Annotated in this window: 19 protein-coding genes; 4 read left to right on the top strand and 15 right to left on the bottom strand. The window is 60.1% G+C overall.

Annotation, left to right across the window (positions count from 1 at the left end; genetic code table 11):
• Positions 1-5 precede the first annotated feature (5 nt).
• The 15 genes from MOQ06_RS08645 to MOQ06_RS08575 form a co-directional block, all read right to left on the bottom strand.
• Positions 6-1,121 (bottom strand): muconate cycloisomerase family protein, encoded by a 1,116-nt coding sequence (locus tag MOQ06_RS08645; RefSeq protein WP_242172394.1) that lies wholly within the window; start codon positions 1,119-1,121, stop codon positions 6-8.
• Positions 1,105-1,884, bottom strand: coding sequence for a 3-oxoadipate enol-lactonase (gene pcaD, locus MOQ06_RS08640; RefSeq protein ID WP_242172392.1), 780 nt, complete (start codon positions 1,882-1,884; stop codon positions 1,105-1,107). The genes MOQ06_RS08645 and pcaD overlap by 17 nt, the downstream gene beginning before the upstream one ends.
• 10 nt (positions 1,885-1,894) lie before the next feature.
• The gene (locus MOQ06_RS08635; protein ID WP_242172390.1) at positions 1,895-2,557 is read right to left on the bottom strand and encodes a 3-oxoacid CoA-transferase subunit B; all 663 of its coding nucleotides are present in this window, start codon (positions 2,555-2,557) and stop codon (positions 1,895-1,897) included.
• The gene (locus MOQ06_RS08630; protein ID WP_242172388.1) at positions 2,554-3,237 is read right to left on the bottom strand and encodes a 3-oxoacid CoA-transferase subunit A; all 684 of its coding nucleotides are present in this window, start codon (positions 3,235-3,237) and stop codon (positions 2,554-2,556) included. Before MOQ06_RS08630 ends, MOQ06_RS08635 begins: the two co-directional genes overlap by 4 nt.
• Entirely contained in the window at positions 3,234-4,547 is a 1,314-nt protein-coding gene (locus MOQ06_RS08625) for an MFS transporter (protein WP_148417998.1), read from the bottom strand. Before MOQ06_RS08625 ends, MOQ06_RS08630 begins: the two co-directional genes overlap by 4 nt.
• A gap of 31 nt (positions 4,548-4,578) precedes the next feature.
• On the bottom strand, positions 4,579-5,073 hold the full coding sequence (locus MOQ06_RS08620) for a flavin reductase (RefSeq protein WP_148417999.1): 495 nt from the start codon (positions 5,071-5,073) through the stop codon (positions 4,579-4,581).
• A gap of 11 nt (positions 5,074-5,084) precedes the next feature.
• Complete coding sequence (locus MOQ06_RS08615; protein ID WP_242172384.1) at positions 5,085-6,011, bottom strand: PDR/VanB family oxidoreductase; 927 nt, start codon at positions 6,009-6,011, stop codon at positions 5,085-5,087.
• A gap of 9 nt (positions 6,012-6,020) precedes the next feature.
• Positions 6,021-6,755 (bottom strand): SDR family NAD(P)-dependent oxidoreductase, encoded by a 735-nt coding sequence (locus MOQ06_RS08610; protein ID WP_242172382.1) that lies wholly within the window; start codon positions 6,753-6,755, stop codon positions 6,021-6,023.
• Positions 6,756-6,765: 10 nt separating this feature from the next.
• On the bottom strand, positions 6,766-7,245 hold the full coding sequence (locus tag MOQ06_RS08605; RefSeq protein ID WP_347272548.1) for an aromatic-ring-hydroxylating dioxygenase subunit beta: 480 nt from the start codon (positions 7,243-7,245) through the stop codon (positions 6,766-6,768).
• Between the two features lie 2 nt (positions 7,246-7,247).
• A complete protein-coding gene (locus tag MOQ06_RS08600) occupies positions 7,248-8,546 on the bottom strand; it encodes an aromatic ring-hydroxylating dioxygenase subunit alpha (protein ID WP_242172378.1) in 1,299 nt (432 codons plus the stop codon).
• Positions 8,547-8,564: 18 nt separating this feature from the next.
• Positions 8,565-9,077, bottom strand: a complete 513-nt coding sequence (locus MOQ06_RS08595) for a nuclear transport factor 2 family protein (protein WP_148418003.1) — start codon at positions 9,075-9,077, stop codon at positions 8,565-8,567.
• A 2-nt stretch (positions 9,078-9,079) separates the two neighbouring features.
• A complete protein-coding gene (locus tag MOQ06_RS08590; RefSeq protein WP_148418004.1) occupies positions 9,080-9,439 on the bottom strand; it encodes an IacB protein in 360 nt (119 codons plus the stop codon).
• Between the two features lie 22 nt (positions 9,440-9,461).
• Positions 9,462-10,589, bottom strand: coding sequence for an acyl-CoA dehydrogenase family protein (locus MOQ06_RS08585; RefSeq protein ID WP_242172376.1), 1,128 nt, complete (start codon positions 10,587-10,589; stop codon positions 9,462-9,464).
• A 99-nt stretch (positions 10,590-10,688) separates the two neighbouring features.
• Positions 10,689-11,813 carry an amidase gene (locus MOQ06_RS08580; protein WP_242172375.1) on the bottom strand — a complete coding sequence of 375 codons (1,125 nt, stop codon included), beginning with the start codon at positions 11,811-11,813 and terminating at the stop codon, positions 10,689-10,691.
• A gap of 323 nt (positions 11,814-12,136) precedes the next feature.
• Positions 12,137-12,610 (bottom strand): MarR family transcriptional regulator, encoded by a 474-nt coding sequence (locus MOQ06_RS08575; RefSeq protein WP_148418007.1) that lies wholly within the window; start codon positions 12,608-12,610, stop codon positions 12,137-12,139.
• A gap of 265 nt (positions 12,611-12,875) precedes the next feature.
• Here MOQ06_RS08575 and hpaX point away from each other — a divergent pair, with 265 nt between their 5' ends.
• The 4 genes from hpaX (at position 12,876) to MOQ06_RS08555 (ending at position 17,259) form a co-directional block, all read left to right on the top strand.
• Complete coding sequence (gene hpaX, locus MOQ06_RS08570) at positions 12,876-14,234, top strand: 4-hydroxyphenylacetate permease (protein WP_242172372.1); 1,359 nt, start codon at positions 12,876-12,878, stop codon at positions 14,232-14,234.
• A gap of 31 nt (positions 14,235-14,265) precedes the next feature.
• Entirely contained in the window at positions 14,266-15,246 is a 981-nt protein-coding gene (locus tag MOQ06_RS08565) for a helix-turn-helix domain-containing protein (RefSeq protein WP_242172370.1), read from the top strand.
• A gap of 78 nt (positions 15,247-15,324) precedes the next feature.
• On the top strand, positions 15,325-16,335 hold the full coding sequence (gene gap / locus MOQ06_RS08560) for a type I glyceraldehyde-3-phosphate dehydrogenase (protein WP_242172367.1): 1,011 nt from the start codon (positions 15,325-15,327) through the stop codon (positions 16,333-16,335).
• A gap of 219 nt (positions 16,336-16,554) precedes the next feature.
• Positions 16,555-17,259 (top strand): hypothetical protein, encoded by a 705-nt coding sequence (locus MOQ06_RS08555; protein WP_242172365.1) that lies wholly within the window; start codon positions 16,555-16,557, stop codon positions 17,257-17,259.
• The last annotated feature ends 112 nt before the right edge of the window (positions 17,260-17,371 follow it).

Here is a 17,371-nt window from a genome sequence, read left to right as displayed (position 1 = left end):
ACTCCTTACTGGCGCGCGTAGTGGCGTAATTTATCGTCGTCGACCTCAATGCCCAGGCCTGGTCCGTCCGGCAGCGTTACCTGCCCGTCGCTGAACGCCAGCGCGCGTACAACGACATCATCTTTAAGAAGCAGCGGGCCGAACATCTCGGTGCCCCACTGCATCTGAACCGTTGACCAGGCATGCAGGGAGGCGACCGTGCCGATCGTTCCTTCCAGCATGGTGCCGCCGTAAAGCGCAATGCCCGCCGCCTGCGCTACGCTTGCCAGCTTCAGCGCCTGAGCCGGGCCGCCCGCCTTGGCGATCTTGAGGGCAAACGCCCCGCGAAAGCCGCCGTTCGCCAGGGTAAAACCGTCATGGCCGGTTGCCACCGCCTCATCCGCAAGAACCGACACCTCGAAGCGCTGGCTCAGGGCAATGAGCCCCTCCCGGTCCCACTGCGCAATGGGCTGCTCCACCAGGTCTATTCCCCCGTCCTGCAACAGGCGCATACCTTTTATTGCGGTCGCCAGATCCCAGGCCTGGTTGACGTCGACCCGGATGCTGACCTCATCCCCGAGCGCGGACCTGATCGCCAGCGCATGGCGGACGTCGGTCATCAGATCGCGCGCGCCAATCTTCAGCTTGAAGGCGCGGTGTCGCCCTGCCGCCAGCAGGCGTCTGCCCTCTTCAATGTCTTGCCCGGTATCCCCGCTCGCCAGCGTCCAGAGCACCGGCAGCCGCCTGCCCAGCGCGCCGCCCAGCAGCGTGCTGACGGATACGCCCAGCGTTTTGCCCTGCGCGTCCAGAAACGCCGTTTCGAGGGCCGATTTCGCAAAGGTGTTGCCCTTCACGCTGGCATTCATGGCCTGCGCCAGCGCCGCCGGGCCGCTGAAGGTTTTGCCGCACAGCAGCGGCGCGAGATAGGTGTCGATGGCTGACCTGATCCCCTCCGGGCTTTCGGCGCCGTAGCTCAGGCCGCCGATGGTGGTCGCTTCGCCCCAGCCGACCACGCCCCGGTCGCAGGTCATACGCACCAGGGCCAGCGTCTGGCAGCCCATCGTCGCCATCGACAGCCTGTGTGGACGAATCGTCGGAATATCCACCAGCCAGCAGGCGATGGACTCAATCGTGATGCTCATGCGGAACTCCTGCGGTTAAAAAAGTGATGAGATGCTGATTGAACGCCTGCGCACAGGCCGTACTGGAGAGGTGTGAGGCGGGTAAGGCCAGGTATCGCGCGTCCGGGGCGGTCTCCACCAGCCATCGTGCGTCGCGGGTCGTTGTCACCGGATCGTGTTCCCCGGCAATTACCAGCATCGGGCGCGGCATGAACTGTACGTCGTCACGCAGATCGGCATATGCCAGCGCCTCGCAGCAGGCGGCATAGCCCTCCGCAGGCGTATCTGTAAGTCCGGCGATCAGCTCCGCCACTACCTCCGGATGCGCCTGGCGAAAGTCAGGCGTGAACCAGCGGTCGGCTGCCGTGGCCGCGACGGGCGCCATTCCATGCTCGCGTACCAGAGCCGCACGCTGTAGCCACCCCGCCGTTTCACCAATTCTGGCGGCGGTGTTTGCCACCACCAGGCGGTGAAAACGTTCCGGGGCGTGGCGGTTCAGCCACAGCCCCGTCATTCCGCCCAGGGAGATCCCACAGAAGCAGGCTTTCTCAACGCCCAGGCGATCCAGCAGAGCGATCGCGTCCTGGCCCGCGGAGGCGAGGCTTACCGGCCCCCGCGGCAGGGGCGAGCGCCCGTGGCCGAGCGTGTTGTAGCGCAGCACGCGAAAATGCCGCGTCAGTGCGGGAAGCTGCGCCTGCCACATTCCATAGGTCGTGCCGAGTGAATTAGAGAGCACCAGCAGCGGCGCATTGGCCGGTCCGTCCAGTCGAAATTCAAGATCCATAGCGTTTTCCTCAGGCCGTGGCGTCTTCACCGCGTAACGCAAACGTCAGCCCGACGGGCGTGACGGACTGCAAATAGTCCGGGGTGACGTCGCCAAAAAGCTCGCGCACCACGATGCCGCAATCGGTAATATCCATCACCGCCATATCGGTGTAGATCCGGTCGATGCAGGCCACACCGGTCAGCGGACAGGTGCAGGCTTTGACGATTTTGCACTCGCCTCTTTTGGTCAGGTGTTCGGTCATCACAAACACCTTTTTGGCGCCAATCGCCAGATCCATCGCCCCACCGACCGCCGGGATCGACGACGGCTCCCCGGTGCTCCAGTTAGCCAAATCGCCGCGCTCGGAAACCTGATACGCCCCCAGCACGCAGATATCGAGATGGCCGCCGCGCATCATGGTGAACGAGTCGCCGTGGTGGAAATAGCAGCCGCCCGCCAGCAGCGTCACCGGCTGTTTACCGGCATTAATGAGCTCCGCATCCTCCAGTCCTGCCCGGGGCGCCGGCCCCATGCCGAGAATGCCGTTTTCACTGTGCAGGACGATCTCACGATCGGCAGGCAGGTAATTGGCGATGCGGGTCGGCATGCCGATACCGAGGTTGACGTACGCCCCTTCGGGAATATCGTCGGCAATACGCTGCGCCAGCTGCTGGGGGGTAAGCGTAATCATGCGGACTCCTTAAGCGCTGCCGCCACCCGGACCACGCGCTGCACGAAGATCCCCGGCGTGACCACCGCTTCAGGATCCAGCTCTCCCAGCGCCACCGTCTCGCTCACCTGCGCGATGGTGCAGGCGGCGGCGGTGGCCATAATCGGCCCGAAGTTGCGCCCGGTTTTGTCAAACGTCAGGTTGCCCCAGCGGTCGGCCTTCAGCGCCTTAATCAGCGCGAAATCGGCCTTCAGCGGCGTTTCAAACACGTAATCTTTTCCGTCGATGCGACGCGTCTCTTTGCCTTTAGCCAGGTCGGTACCGAAGCCGGTGGGGGTGAAGATCCCGCCCAGCCCCGCGCCTCCCGCCTGAATGCGCGCCGCAAGGTTGCCCTGCGGCACCAGCTCCAGCTCAACCTCTCCGCGTCGGTAGAGATCGTCGAACACCCAGGAGTCCGCCTGGCGCGGGAACGAGCAGATCACCTTCCTGACGCACCCGGTCTTCAGCAGCGCCGCCAGACCGTAATCGCCGTTGCCCGCGTTGTTGCTGATGAGCGTCAGCGCGCGCGGCCGTCGGCGAATGAGGGCATCAAGCAGCTCTGCGGGCTGTCCCGCGGGGCCAAATCCGCCGACCATCACCACCGCGCCGTCAAAAACGTCAGCAACCGCGTGGTCGGTATCGGCCATCCGTTTATCAATCATTCTGTCACCTCTTGTTTTGCCGGCAGGCTGCGCAGCGCGAACCACGCCAGAATCGCGTAGAGCATCAGCAGCAGGGAAACCGGCCAGTAGGAGTCAAATTCAATCAGCAGCGCTACCGCCAGCATCGGCCCTAACCCCCCGGAGAAGATCGACCCAACCTCGTGCCCGAGCGCCAGACCGGAGTAGCGCACGCGGACCGGGAAGAGATCGCTCATGATGCAGGGCTGGGTACCAATCATCGCTCCGTGGCAGAACGGCAGACCGAGAAACATGCCGAGCAGGATCCAGCCGTAGCTACCGGTAGACAGCAGCCAGAAGAACGGGAACGCCATCACCAGCAGGCCAATAACGCCGACGTAATACACCGGCTTAAGGCCGATGCGATCCGAGAGCGCGCCCCAGAACAGAATCGAGAAAAACTCCACCAGCATTGCCAGCGTTACGGCGCTGATGATGTCCCCGGTGCTGATACCAATGTGTCTGGCGTAGACCACCGAGAAGGTAAAGAAGATGTAGGACGCGCCGTTTTCCGGCAGGCGCAGGGCAATCGCCTGCAACAGCGCTTTGGGGTGATCGCGCATCAGTACCAACAGCGGAATTTTCTCGTGCTTCTCTTCCGGCTTCGCCTGGGTGAACGCCTTGCTTTCGCGGATGTTTTTACGGATATACACGCCGACTAAAAAGATGACGATGCTCAGCAGGAACGGCACGCGCCAGCCCCAGCGCATAAAGTCCGCTTCCGGCAGCTTCTGCACCAGATAAAAGGCAAACGCCGAGAGAACGAACCCGCCGGAGACCCCCATCTGGCTCCAGGCGGTGTAGTAGCCGCGACGGGATGCCGGCGCGTTTTCACTCAGCATTAATACGCCCCCGCCCCACTCGCCGCCCGAGGCCACGCCCTGTAAAAAGCGCAGGATGATGAGCGTCAGCGGTGCCCAAATCCCCATCTGCGCGTAGGTGGGCAGCAGGCCGATAACGAAGGTGGTCGCCCCCATCAGCGTTAAGGTCATGATCAGGGTCATCTTGCGGCTGTATCTGTCCCCCAGATGCCCGAAGAGGATCCCGCCCAGCGGTCGCGCCAGAAAGCCGACCGCGAAACCGGAAAACGCCAGCAGCGTGCCCTGCAGGGGATCGCCTCCCACCGGAAAGAACAGCGGGCCAAACACCAGAGCCGCCGCGGTGCCGTAGAGGAAAAAGTCATACCATTCCAGCGCGTTGCCCAGCACGGACGCGATCACCAGCTTACGCATCTGGTTTGTATCCTGGCTCACGTCGGTCGTGATTTTTTGTTCTGTTACGACATTGCTCATTACGCATTACCCCTGTTGGCGGGAAAAATGGCTAGGCCTCAACGTCGTGCCCGACGGCATGGTAACGACGGTTGAAGTAAACCAGCCCGCGAGGCTGGTCGCTGATGCGGATCGCCTGCACCTGGCAGTAAAAGACCGAATGGCTGCCCACCTCGTGGCAGTCGGCGATCCGGCAGTCGAAGCTGGCAACGGATGAACTCAGCACCGGCGCCCCGCTGCTCATCACCTGCCAGCTGTCGTGCATGAAGCGCTCTTCAGACCGCAGGCTGGCGTTGGCAAACACGCCGGACAGCGCCTGATGGCTGCTGGAAAGCACGTTCACGCACAGCACGCCGTTGCGGCAGAAATGTTCATGGGCGTATGAGTTGCGGTTCATGCAGACCAGCAGCGTCGGCGGCTGGTCGGTCACGCTACAGACCGCCGAGGCGGTGAAGCCAAATTTGCCCGCCGGGCCGTCGGTGGTGATCACCGACACGGCGCTGCCGAGCTGGGCCATTGCGTTACGAAATTCAGTTTGCAGCGTCATGGTTTTCTTCCTTACAAATCGATGACTAAACGACCGCATCTCGCGCGGGAGCAGCACAGCAGAATCTGGTCGCCGTCCGCCTTCTCTTCATCGGTGAGGTAGTGGTCCCGGTGGTCCGGCTCGCCTTCGAGGACGTCCGTCAGGCAACTGCCGCAGATCCCCTGTTTACAGGAGACGTTGACCTTCAGCCCGGCCTGCGCCAGCGCCTCGACGATGGTCTGATTTTCCAGCACGGTCACGGTGATGCCGCTGGCGGCCGCGACAACGTCAAACGCCTCGCCTGCGGTGGCGACGTCGGCGCTAAAGCACTCCTGGTGGATCCGTTCCGGGGAGACCCCCTTCGCTAGCGCTTCCGCCTTGACCGCCTCCATCAGGCGCGAGGGGCCGCAGACGTAAACGTGGGTATCCGGCGGCACGTCGCCCAGCACCGCCGCCAGATCCAGGCGCCGTTCATCGCTGAAGTGCAGATGCGGCGCATACGCCGAGGCTTCGAGCTGTGCCGCAAAAGCCGCCTGCTTGCGGGATCGCGCGCAGTAGTGCAGCGCGAACGATCGTCCGGCGGCGTGCAGTTCGGCGGCCATCGCCAGCAACGGCGTGATGCCGATCCCGCCGCCAATCAGCAGGCTGTGCGCCGCGCAGGCGTCGAGGGCAAACAGGTTGCGCGGCTCGCTGGCGGTCACCAGGTCCCCTTCTTTCAGCGCGTGAACGGCCAGCGAGCCGCCCTTCGACTGCCCCTCTTTCAGAATGCCCAGCTGATAGTGGTGCCGGTCCTGCGGATCGCCGCACAGGGAGTACGGACGAATCAGATCTTCGGCGAGATGCAGGTCGACATGCGCGCCCGCGCTAAACGGCGGCAGCGCTAGCCCTTCAGCATGCGTCAGCGTCAGCAGGACAACCTCCCCCAGCAGCTCGCGCCGGGTAACCCGTAAAGTCAGCATGTTGCCTCCTTAGCGCATAAACAGGCCGCCGTTGATGTCCCAGGTTGCCCCGGTGACAAACGACGCCTGGGGTGATGCCAGCAGCGCCACGGCCTGCGCCACAAACCCCGCCTCACCGAGCCTGCCAACCGGGATGGTTTCCAGCAGCCTGGCCATTTTCGCCTCCGGCACCAGCGCGTGAACGGTGGGCAGATCCATGGGCCCAGGGGCAATGGCGTTGACCGTCACGCCTGATTTCGCCAGTTCCCGGGCAAATATTTTGGTGAGGGTGAGGATGCCGCCTTTAGAGGCCGCGTAGTGCGCCCCCGACGCCGTACCGCCGTTCTGCCCGGCGAGCGAGGCCAGGTTGATAATCCTTCCGTACCCTTTACCGGCAAAGTAGCGGCCAACGGTCTGGCAGCCGATAAAGGTGCCGCGCAGATTGGTGGAGATAACCCGGTCGAACTCGTCGACGTCAATTTCCATCACCGGCGTGGCGAGCGTCAGCGCGGCGTTGTTCACCAGCACCTCCAGGCTGCCGAAGCGGGCGAGGATAGCCGTCAGCGCCCGTTCAAAGTCATGCGGCTGGCGAATGTCCAGCCCGAGCGCCAGCACCCTGCCGTTATCCAGCTCGTCCGCCGCCTGCCGCGCCCGGCCAGCGTCCACGTCGGTGAGCACGACCTGAAAGCCCTGCTCCAGCAGGCTGGCGGCAATGGTTTTGCCCAGGCCGGAGGCCGCACCGGTCACTAATACGGTTTGCGTCATGCGTGGCTCCTCACAGGATGTAGCCGATGCTGTGCAGCACATCGTCGCTGTTAACCAGGCGGATCACCTTCTGCTGGATCAGCCAGCGGTCGCCCTGCTGGCGCAGGTGCCAGGTGATGTCTGCGGCATAGTGTCGGCTGTGCCCCTTGCGGTGCTCCCACAGGGATTGCGCCCCGCGCACCACGATGGTGTTGCCGTCCGACTCAAGCACGCGCAGGCGCGACAGGGTGCGCAGGGTGCGGGCGCGCGGCGTGGTGGAGATCGACTCCCCGCTGTAGAGGCGTTTCACCCGCTTCTCCCGCATGTGGCTATCGTCGCAGGCGTAGTTGAGGGTGTTCTTAAAATCGGTTTCGGCGGGGTCGATGGGCACCACGTACAGCCCGTCGTGCAGCCACAGATCCAGCCAGGCGTTAAATTCGCCCTGGTCGAGCAGATCGCCTTCGAGGTTAACCACCGTCATGGCGGTAAAAAGTGCAGTATCCGGCATCATCATTATTCGGTCTCCGTCATGAGTTTTTTCCACTGGCGATAGGCAGCGCGCATGCCGGTTTCGGCGCTTACGTCACTGCGCAGCCCGTCATCGGTGCGATACTCCCCGGCCAGCCCGCGATTAAGCATGATCCACAGGTCATCACCCGACGTGGCCCCGCGCTGAACGCGCTCCCAGGCTTCGGAGTCATCCGGCGTACCGAATCCCATCGGCCCCTGGAAGTGTTCGTGCAGACGCAGGCGCACCTGATTGGCAATTTCCGGGCCGCCCTCCATGGTGATCGCCGCATGGTGAATTTCGGTTTCGTTCACGGATACCGGCTGGAGGACGCGGAAGAAGGCCATCGAGCAGGCGATGTTAGGGAAAATATTGAGGTTAAAACCGGAGCCGCCGACGGCGCGAACAATGCGGCGCACCTGCGCCTCGTCGTGCTCGGCGCGCAGGGCGTCCGCCAGCTCGATGAAGCGCTCCGGGATGGGGGCGTCGGGATTAGCGTCCAGGTCCACCAGCTCCGGGATCATCACCATCACGCTGTGGCCGTTGCCGAGATCTTCAACGTAGCCGCTGCCGTCGACGAAGTTGAGCATCTCTTCGGTCTGCTTATCGACGGAGCTTAAGAACGAGCGGTGCACCACCGGAAAGTGGTAGCCGTCGGTGGTATTTTCGAGCTGAATTTTCCAGTTGCCGGGAAAGCGGAAACGGTGCGCGGGTCCGGTTTTTATCGGATAGCCCGCCCCCTGCTTCATAAACAGATCCATCCACTTTTTAGCCGCCCCGAGAAAATCATCCAGCGGTTCAATCTGTTCATTAAAGGTGGCGAAGATCATGCCCGCGTACTGCTCGGTGCGCAGGGATACCAGCCCCAGCTCGCCCTTCTCCAGCTGGTCAGCGTAGCTTTCCGGATGCGGCACGCCGCGCAGGCTGCCGTCCAGCGCATAGCCCCAGCCGTGGTACGGGCAGACAAAGCTGTTGGTCTTACCGCTGCGGTGTTCACATACCGTGGCCGCGCGGTGGCGGCAGCGGTTCAGCAGCGTATGCACGTTGCCTTTACGGTCGCGCACCACTATCACCGGCTGGGTGCCGATCTCGGTGGTTTTGAAGCTGCCCGTTTCCGGGATTTCGCTGACATGGGCAACCCAGACCCACGTTTTGCTGAAAATTCTCTCCAGCTCCAGGCGGAACAGCGCTTCCGAGGTATAAAGCGACGTATGCACGCGGTCGTGCTGCACGAGCGCCGCAATCGCCGAGCGCGATGGCGCGGTATCGATATTTTTAACGTTGATGAGGTGGTCGCATTGCATATCCAGTCTCCTGCCGATTTAGTTGTTATCCGGTACGGGTAAGGCATCCGCGGCGTGCCAGCGGTCGACCGGCCTGCTGAACAGATTCCGGGTGGTGAAGTGGGTCATTGCCATCCCGCTCTCCTCGCTGGCAAAGCTAACCTCTATTTCAGCCGCGTTAAGGTGCGCGCCGCCTGCGCTGAACGCCGACGTTTGCAGCATCAGCCAGCGGCCCTTAAGCTGCCCGTCCGGCTCGTGCCACAGTGCCTCCGAGCACAGAAAATGGGCGTTAATGGTGAAATGCGCGGGCTTTCGCACGTAGGCCGCCATCATCGTCATAATTGCCTCCCGCCCCCGGTGCCGACCGAGCCGGGTAGCGTAGGGTTCACCCACCCCTTCCCAGCAGGCGTCGACGGTAAAGAGCGCGCCTATGGCCTGCACCGTTTCCGGTGAATCGAGGCGATCGCACAGGTGCATGTAGTCGCTGATGCAGACCCGTGCGGCCTGGTATGCTTCAAGCTGCCGCAGTCGCAGCGCGTCCCGGGCGTTCATGGTCAGCTCTGAATAATCAGTTCGCGGCCCACGCGGGCTTCGATTTTGCAGTACTTCCACAGCCTGCTGCCGCTGTCGCCAACCGGCGTGGTGCGAAACAGGTTGCAGACCGCCGCCACGTTTTCGAGGCGCTCCGCGTCCGCCAGCACGTAGGTGGTCCACGGCGCGGCGGTGGACGGCCCGACCATCAGCTGGTCGTCGTCCATGTTGCCAAGCACGCGAATGCCCTGCGTCTCCTCAATACCCTTCATCATTACGCCGAAGGCGGCCCATACCTGCCCGGCTTCTGCCGCACTCGCATCGAAAAAGTTCTGATTAACGCCGATGCAAAACAGCACGCGTAAGGTTGTTGTCTGGCTCATCCGTTACTCCTTTAGGTAAATGTCACAGGTAACCCGGCAGCGGTTTGCCGCCAAAAAAGACCGTCCCGGCATTCAGGTACGAGAGGTCACCCATAAAGGCATGCTGGGTAATCACCATGGTGTCGCGCACATAGCGCTGGAGCGGGCTGGTCATGCTCACCCCACCCATACCGTTCAGCGCCAGCGCCTGACGCGCCACCTCCGCGGCCACGCGGGTGGCATGGGTAGATGACAGGCGCAGGGCGTTGATTAGCCCGCAGTGCGGATCGTCCCCCGCCAGCAGGCTCTGCCAGACGTCATCGATGGCCTCGTAAAACCACGCGCGGGCGGATCGCAGTTCCGCCTCGCAGCGGGCGATTTGCATCTGCGCCTGCGGGCGTTCAGCCAGGCGCGGTGCGCCGGTGACGGACTGCTGACGATGCGCAAGGGCGTAAATTTCGCTGAGCGCGGCGCGCGCCACGCCGAGCGCCACCACGGAGAGCACCTGCGTGGCAAGCGACAGCACCGGGTAACGGTAGAGCGGCCCCTCCAGATTCAGCGCCCCGCCCCGGACAAAGGTCCATTCATGCGGCACGAAGGCATCGTTGACCACCAGGTCGTGGCTGCCGGTTCCCGCCAGCCCGACGGTGTCCCAGACCGGATCGATCTGCACGCTCTGGCGCGGCAGCACCGCCATCCGCGGCAGGGGGTGGTCATCCTCCGGCAGGATCCCGACGCCCAGTACCGACGCCCCCATGCAGCCGCTGGCAAAGCTCCAGCGCCCGCCGACGCGGTAGCCGCCGTCGGCCCGCTGCGCTTTTTGCGTCGGGAAGATCCCCCCGGCAAAAACCACGTCAGGTCCGTCGCACCACAGCGCCTTCAGCGTGTCTGGCGGAAGCGCGCCGAGATAAAACGGGCTCATGCCGAAGCTCGCCACCCAGCCCGCCGAGCCGTCGGCGGTTGAGATCTGCTCAATCAGCTCGCAAAACTGCGCCGGGGAGCATTCGTCTCCGCCGTACTCTCTGGGCACCAGCGCACGGTAGACGCCTGCCTGTTTGAAACGGGCGATCACGTCGTCAGAAATATGACGCTGATGCTCAAATTCATGGCTGCGGGCAGCAATATCGCTCAGCAGCGGGACCAGCTCCTCACGGACGGGTACGGCAGACATAGCATCCTCCGGATAGTTATCAGCGGCATGCTCGGGGCGAGCGAGGCCGCAATGAGACGAACTCACTGGATCTTCAGGGTGAAAGCAGGAACGTAAGGGCTAGTGACGTCGTCGCGCGTTCAGCCACCCGGCGGCCTGCACCAGCAGCCCGTCATCACCTCTGCGGGCGATAAGCTGGAGCGCCACCGGGCGACCGTCGATTTCGCCCACGGGCAGCGTTATTGCAGGATGGCCGCTAAGGTTAAACGGGCGCACCAGCCGGGTGAGATTGACGACGCTGAGCGGCTCTTCGGCTTCCCGCAGCGTCGGCGGCAGCTCCGGCAGCGTCGCCATCGCCAGCAGCGGCGTAATGTTAAGTAAGTCATCCACCTGTTCGGTGAACGCCCGGCGGATTTGCTCCGCGTGGCGAAGCGCCTCTTCGCTAATATCAGCCCCGGCGCGTATGCGCGACGCCACGTCTGGCGAGACTAAATTGCTTTTCAGAAGCGGGCCTGACGCCAGCCAGTTTTCATGGCTGATAAGCGTAAGCCCGGCGCGATGGGCCTCTTCGAGCAGCGGCAGCGCGGCTTCCTGCGGCGTTACGCCAGCCTGAGAGAGAAACTCGTCAATGCAGGCGTCAATATCGGGCTCTGCCGCCAGCACGTACGCCAGGGACGGAAAGGCCTCCAGCGGCGGGCCGACGGGAACGGCCAGGCGGGTCATCACCTTACGCAGAACATCAGCATCGCGGGCGAATACGCCGACGCAGTCAAGCGAACTCTGTTCCGGCATGACGCCGCTGCGGCTCAGTACGCCAAACCCCGGCTTAAGGCCGATAATTCCGCAGCAGGCGGCAGGCATACGCACCGAACCGCCGGTATCCGTCCCGAGAGAAAAATCCACCTCACCGGAGGCCACCACCGCCGCCGAACCGCTGGAGGAGCCCCCGGGGATCAGCGTCGGATAATGTGGGTTTAGCGGTGTGCCGCAGCGCGGATTGATGCCGGTTACGCCGAAAGCCAGCTCGTGCAGCGTGGTTTTACCGGTCAGCACGCACTGCGCCTCCAGCAGCCTGGCGACCACGTCCGCATGGCGCTGCGCAACCGGTGCATTAGCCAGTGCCGGCGAACCCGCCCGCGTACGGTGCCCGGCAACGTCCAGCGTGTCCTTGACCGCAAAGCGGAGATCGCCCTCGCCGAGGGTAAACTGCTCAATATAACCATTGCTCTTGAATACTGGCTTCATGATGAACACCTTAACCAGAAAAAATGAATCACATTCAGGCGGAGCGTCGTTGCGCTTTTTTTGTGCTGAATGACGGTAGGTCAATCATGGAAGATTTAGATGAATATTCAAGTAATAATTCACGTTAATTTTACTGATGCACAACATTTCATTAACCTCTCAACAAGCAGGGTTAATGCTTCATGGCGATGAAAAATAAAACAAAACGGTGGGAAACGGCAGCGACGCAGGCGATATCGTCTTATCGCCACACGTCTTTGAAAAGTGAGTAATTACAGTAGATTAGAAAGAATAGCTACGCGGATCACAAATTTAGTATGCGGTTAAAGTTCGTTGAGGTTATCCAGCACTTTTGCCAGGGAGGCGTTCATTTTCGTTACCTGGCTGGCGGTCATTCCCTTAAAACCTTTCTCAAAAACCTTGCCTGCCTGAGCCATCGCTTCCTCCACTTTCTGGCGACCGGCATCGGTGAGCTGGACCACCGTTACCCGCGCGTCCTGTTCGCTGCTTGCGGTGGTGACCAGCCCTTCGTCACGCAGCCGACCGACGATTTTCGTCACGGTGGGCATCTTGGCCATTGCGTATTCGGCGATCTGGGAAATGCTGGCCCTGCCGTACTGATGCGTTACCATCAGCACCCGAAAGCCTGAGACGTCCAGCTGGGCTTTTTTTAACGTAATCTCCATGATTTGCGTGTAGCGAGCGTGGACGTTAACGATCCAGTAAAACGGAAACTCTTCGCGGTGAAAGGCAGCGTCAGCGGCCTGACCATCAGTGGTTTTTTTTATCGTCGACATGCGTTTCCTTACCAAAACAGGCGGCAGATGAAACGATTATACCCTGCGGCCCGGTGACGGACATAGCAGCAATGCGCGTAACGCTGGCGTTTCAGCCCTTTACCGCCGGGCATTAGCGATCCGGATCGCAATATGATTCATAAATGCTATGCAATTAACAATTACGTATCATTTTTCGAACATTAAATTGACGTCCTGCCTGGCTATTTTCTATACGTTAGCCGACCTGCACTCTCATTCTAATAATCGCAATGTGGAGCTTTTCATGAACGCACCTCCCGCTCAACCGCCTCTGGATCCGCGTCAGCAAGCCGTTATCAAGAAACTGTTCCGTCGTTTAATCGTTTTTTTATTTATTCTGTTTGTTTTTTCCTACCTCGACCGCATCAACATCGGCTTCGCCGGCCTGACGATGGGCAAAGATCTGGGGCTGACCAGCACCATGTTTGGCCTGGCAACCACGCTGTTTTACGTGATGTACGTGATTTGCGGCATTCCCAGTAACGTGATGCTGAGTATCGTCGGCGCGCGCCGCTGGATAGCGATCCTGATGGTGATCTGGGGCATTGCCTCTACCGCGACCATGTTCGCCACCGGACCAAACAGCCTGTACGTGCTGCGCATGCTGGTGGGGATAGCGGAGGCGGGCTTCCTGCCGGGGCTGCTGCTCTATTTAACCTACTGGTTCCCGGCCCACTACCGCGCCCGGGCAAATGCCCTGTTTATGATTGCCATGCCGGTAACGATGGCGCTTGGATCCCTGGCTTCCGGCTATATCCTGAACATGGACGGACTGTTAAATCTCAAAGGCTGGCAGTGGCTGTTCCTGCTGGAAGGTTTCCCGTCGGTACTGCTGGGGCTGGTGGTCTGGTTCTGGCTGGATGACAGCCCGGCGAAGGCCAAATGGCTTACCGAGGACGATAAGGCCTGCCTGAACGAGATGCTGGAAGCCGATAAGGTAGCGCTGCAAACTTCGCAGCTGGCGGCAAGCGCGGCTGTCCTGCCTCAGCGTAGCATGGCGCGGGAGCTCTTTACGCCAGTCATCATTTTGTACACCGTAGCCTATTTCTGCCTGACGAATACCCTGAGCGCGCTGAGCGTCTGGACGCCGCTGATTTTGCGCAGCTTTAACGAAAGCAGCAGCAACGTCACAATCGGTATTCTGAGCGCCATACCTCAGGTTTGTACCATCGTCGCCATGGTGTGGTGGAGTAAACGCTCTGACCGCCTGAACGAGCGCAAGGCGCACACGCTGCTGCCTTATCTGTTTGCCGCGGCGGGCTGGATATTGACTGCCACCAGCACTACCCCACTATGGCAGTTTGCCGGGATCGTTATGGCCTCGGCGGGCGCGTTTGCCGCAATGGTCATCTTCTGGACTACGCCGGATCGCTACATCTCCCTGCGCGCGCGGGCGGTGGGCATCGCGGTCATTAACGCCACCGGCATGACCGGCGCGGCGCTCGGTCCCCTGCTGATGGGCTGGATGAAAGACGTCACGGGGAACTTTAACGCCGGGATTTTCATGGTGGCCGGATTCCTGGTGCTGGGGGCACTGATTATCGCCGTTATTCCAATGAAAAAGGTCAGCGCGCCCGAGGCGGCGCCATCACCGGCCGCTTGACTTATTTTGCAATAAAGGTACTTTTCAGGACATGAAGAAGATCCTGATTATCGTCCCTGACGGCGGCATGCTGTTCGAAGCCGCCGGTATCGCAGACATTCTGATGCAGGCCAACCGGCTGCACCCGGACGGCCTTGCGCAGCCCCGCTATCGCATCATTATTGCCACCACGCAGCCGCATCAGGTGATCCACGGCCAGTCCGGATTAAACCTGCTGGCGGACTACCGCCTGCCGGAGCTGGACCCGCGCGAGCCGCTGGACACCATCATCATTACCGGACGCGGCATGAATGAGCAGGAGAGCACCGCCGTCGTGGACTGGCTGCACCTTGCCGCGCCGCATGCGCGACGCGTTGCCTCCATATGCGGCGGCGCCCTGCTGCTGGCACAGGCGGGGCTGCTCGACGGGCGGCGGGCAACCACCCACTGGCGTCTTCTGGAGACGCTGCAAACCCTCTATCCTGCGGTTAACGTCGTGGGCGGCCCGCTCTATATTCAGGATGGTTCCGTCTGGACCTCCGGCGGCGTCAGCTCCGGTTTTGACCTGACCCTGGCGCTGGTGGAGGACGATTACAGCTTTACCCTGGCACGCAACGTGGCGCAGGACATGGTGATGTACCTGAGACGTCCCGGCGGTCAGCTCCAGTTCAGCCGCTATAGCCTGGAGCAGTCCGCCGCAGCCGGCCCCGTCAGCGAGCTGCAAAGCTGGATCCTGCAGCACCTCACCGCCGATTTGTGCGTCGAAAAGCTGGCAGAACGGGTGGCGATGAGTCCACGCAATTTCACCCGCGTGTTTACCCGTGACGCCGGCGTGCCTCCCGCCCGCTACGTCACGGAGGCTCGCCTGGCCGCCGCCCGACAGCTTCTTGAACAGACCCACGATTCACTTGAAGCCATTGCCGAAAAAAGCGGATTTGGTACCAGCATTAACCTGCGCCGCGTTTTTGAAAAGCAGCTCCACCTGACGCCGGGAGAATACCGCCAGCGCTTCCACTGCCGCAAAATGGCGTAATATGATCCTTTTTTGTCATTTACGCCATCCCGACTGGCGCCTACAGTGACTCCAGACAACACAGATAAGGAGTGCATCATGGTTAAGGTCGGTATTAACGGTTTCGGCCGTATCGGACGTAACGTCCTGCGCGCGGCGCTGGGCAACCCTGACCTTCAGATTGTGGCCATTAACGATCTGACGGACAGTAAAACCCTCGCCCATCTGCTGAAATATGACTCACTGCTGGGCACGCTACCGGTGCCCGTTGAAGCGGCGGACGGCGCGCTCCAGGTGGACGGCCAGCGCATCACCGTATTTAGCGAACGCGATCCGGCCAACATCCGCTGGAAAGACGCGGGCGTCGAGGTGGTAATCGAAGCCACCGGATTCTTTACCGAGCGAGAAAAAGCGGCGGTGCATATCTCGAGCGGCGGCGCGAAACGCGTCATCATTTCCGCGCCGGGCAAAAACGATGACCTGACGGTGGTGATGGGCGTGAACGACGGGCTGTACGATCCGGCACAGCATTTCGTGGTCAGCAACGGGAGCTGCACCACTAACGGACTGGCGCCGGCCGCGCAGGTGCTGCACCAGCAGTTTGGCATTGAGCACGGTCTGATGAACACCACCCATGCGTACACCAACAGCCAGGCGCTGCACGACCAGCCCGAGAAAGATCTGCGCGGCGCACGCGCGGCGGCGCTGTCGATTGTGCCTTACTCCAGCGGCGCGGCGAAAGCGCTGGGGAAAGTGATCCCCTCCCTCGACGGTAAGCTGACCGGGTACTCCCTGCGCGTGCCGGTTCCGGTGGTATCGATTGTCGACCTGACCGTAACGCTGAGCCGCGATGTGACCGCCGGGGAGGTCAATGACGCGTTCCGTCAGGCAGCCGCCAGCGGACCGCTGAAGGGCATTCTGGGCTACAGCGATGAACCGCTGGTCTCCAGCGACTATCAGGGCGACCCGCGCTCTTCCATCATCGACGGGCTTTCCACGCTGGTTATTGGCGGGAACATGGTGAAAATCCTTTCCTGGTATGACAACGAGTGGGGATTCTCAAATCGCCTGGTGGATCTGGCGGTACTGATGGATAAGAGAGGGTTATAAGATTTAAGCCGGGGGGCGCTTGGGTCCCCCCGGCCTGTAGGGTATTTAGTTGATTAATGTGTTCCGCAATATTTATCTTATCAATTCTTAAAGGCCACTCATCACCTGATAAAATATATAAGCCCTTTGGTTTTAATAAATATCAGTCCTGAGAGTGCGATCACTTTTCTTTTTTTGCATAGCAGTCATTATTTATCCCACCAACAACAGGGATAAATAATGCATTACAGCAAATCAATTATAGAAAAAATAGGTTCCGATAAAGATCTTGCTTTAAGGCTAGACTATGCTGTTGCAGGGGTTAAAGATGGAGCCATTGAATATTTAAATAATCTTGGCGATGCTACTACACGTTTACTCTATTATACCTCTTGCTTCACTGATAATTACTTTGATGTATGTAAAAAACTGGCTTCCGAAGACAAAAGATTCATGCTAGGTATTGTAGAATTAGTTAAACATAGAGATTTAATATTCCGCATGGTTAAGATATATATAGAAACAATGCTGAAAAATAGAAGTGAGCATGAGAAACAAAGTATACTCGAAAAAGTCATTCCCTTCACGACAGGTTATTCAATAAAGCAAGTCTCTAAAACAGGCCTGATTTACGTTGTAGCAAAATATATATGCTATGGCAATAAAATGAACACCGCTGTACAAAATGCCTTAATGAAAAAAGTTGCCGGGCGAATGGGAGGTGCATTTTTAGTCTTAAACGCCTATACCCTGGTTCAACACGCGGCTGAAAGCGCAAATAACCTTAAGACATCCCTGCCATTATTTTACCAGGCTTTATATTTAGAGAGAATTGAAATGATGTATTTTCTCATCGAACCGGTAATTATGAAAGCTGGTTATTTGAATATTTACACAGCATCAGACGATGATATCACTAATGCATTTATAAAATTGTTCCGGTAATGAAAAAGTTCATCAAGAGCCTTATTAGAGTCATCCTGGAAGACTTGAAGAATGATTTTAAAGCCTATACCTCTATTTTTGTTATTGTGGTTTTATCCACGATACCAGCAAA

The sequence above is a fragment of the Enterobacter sp. I4 genome (assembly GCF_022669095.1).
Lineage (GTDB): Bacteria > Pseudomonadota > Gammaproteobacteria > Enterobacterales > Enterobacteriaceae > Enterobacter > Enterobacter pasteurii.
Note: the sequence above shows the minus strand (reverse complement) of the source record. Positions and strands in the feature narration are given on the sequence as shown.

Bases quoted from the DNA above. Each gene is read 5' to 3' on its own strand.
- MOQ06_RS08635 (WP_242172390.1), bottom strand. From the start codon at position 2,557: ATGATTACGCTTACCCCCCAGCAGCTGGCGCAGCGTATTGCCGACGAT.
- MOQ06_RS08555 (WP_242172365.1), top strand. From the start codon at position 16,555: ATGCATTACAGCAAATCAATTATAGAAAAAATAGGTTCCGATAAAGAT.
- MOQ06_RS08630 (WP_242172388.1), bottom strand. From the start codon at position 3,237: ATGATTGATAAACGGATGGCCGATACCGACCACGCGGTTGCTGACGTT.
- MOQ06_RS08590 (WP_148418004.1), bottom strand. From the start codon at position 9,439: ATGAGCCAGACAACAACCTTACGCGTGCTGTTTTGCATCGGCGTTAAT.
- MOQ06_RS08585 (WP_242172376.1), bottom strand. From the start codon at position 10,589: ATGTCTGCCGTACCCGTCCGTGAGGAGCTGGTCCCGCTGCTGAGCGAT.
- MOQ06_RS08645 (WP_242172394.1), bottom strand. From the start codon at position 1,121: ATGAGCATCACGATTGAGTCCATCGCCTGCTGGCTGGTGGATATTCCG.
- MOQ06_RS08625 (WP_148417998.1), bottom strand. From the start codon at position 4,547: ATGAGCAATGTCGTAACAGAACAAAAAATCACGACCGACGTGAGCCAG.
- MOQ06_RS08615 (WP_242172384.1), bottom strand. From the start codon at position 6,011: ATGCTGACTTTACGGGTTACCCGGCGCGAGCTGCTGGGGGAGGTTGTC.
- hpaX (WP_242172372.1), top strand. From the start codon at position 12,876: ATGAACGCACCTCCCGCTCAACCGCCTCTGGATCCGCGTCAGCAAGCC.
- gap (WP_242172367.1), top strand. From the start codon at position 15,325: ATGGTTAAGGTCGGTATTAACGGTTTCGGCCGTATCGGACGTAACGTC.
- MOQ06_RS08600 (WP_242172378.1), bottom strand. From the start codon at position 8,546: ATGCAATGCGACCACCTCATCAACGTTAAAAATATCGATACCGCGCCA.
- MOQ06_RS08610 (WP_242172382.1), bottom strand. From the start codon at position 6,755: ATGACGCAAACCGTATTAGTGACCGGTGCGGCCTCCGGCCTGGGCAAA.
- MOQ06_RS08605 (WP_347272548.1), bottom strand. From the start codon at position 7,245: ATGATGCCGGATACTGCACTTTTTACCGCCATGACGGTGGTTAACCTC.
- MOQ06_RS08575 (WP_148418007.1), bottom strand. From the start codon at position 12,610: ATGTCGACGATAAAAAAAACCACTGATGGTCAGGCCGCTGACGCTGCC.
- pcaD (WP_242172392.1), bottom strand. From the start codon at position 1,884: ATGGATCTTGAATTTCGACTGGACGGACCGGCCAATGCGCCGCTGCTG.
- MOQ06_RS08565 (WP_242172370.1), top strand. From the start codon at position 14,266: ATGAAGAAGATCCTGATTATCGTCCCTGACGGCGGCATGCTGTTCGAA.
- MOQ06_RS08580 (WP_242172375.1), bottom strand. From the start codon at position 11,813: ATGAAGCCAGTATTCAAGAGCAATGGTTATATTGAGCAGTTTACCCTC.
- MOQ06_RS08595 (WP_148418003.1), bottom strand. From the start codon at position 9,077: ATGAACGCCCGGGACGCGCTGCGACTGCGGCAGCTTGAAGCATACCAG.
- MOQ06_RS08620 (WP_148417999.1), bottom strand. From the start codon at position 5,073: ATGACGCTGCAAACTGAATTTCGTAACGCAATGGCCCAGCTCGGCAGC.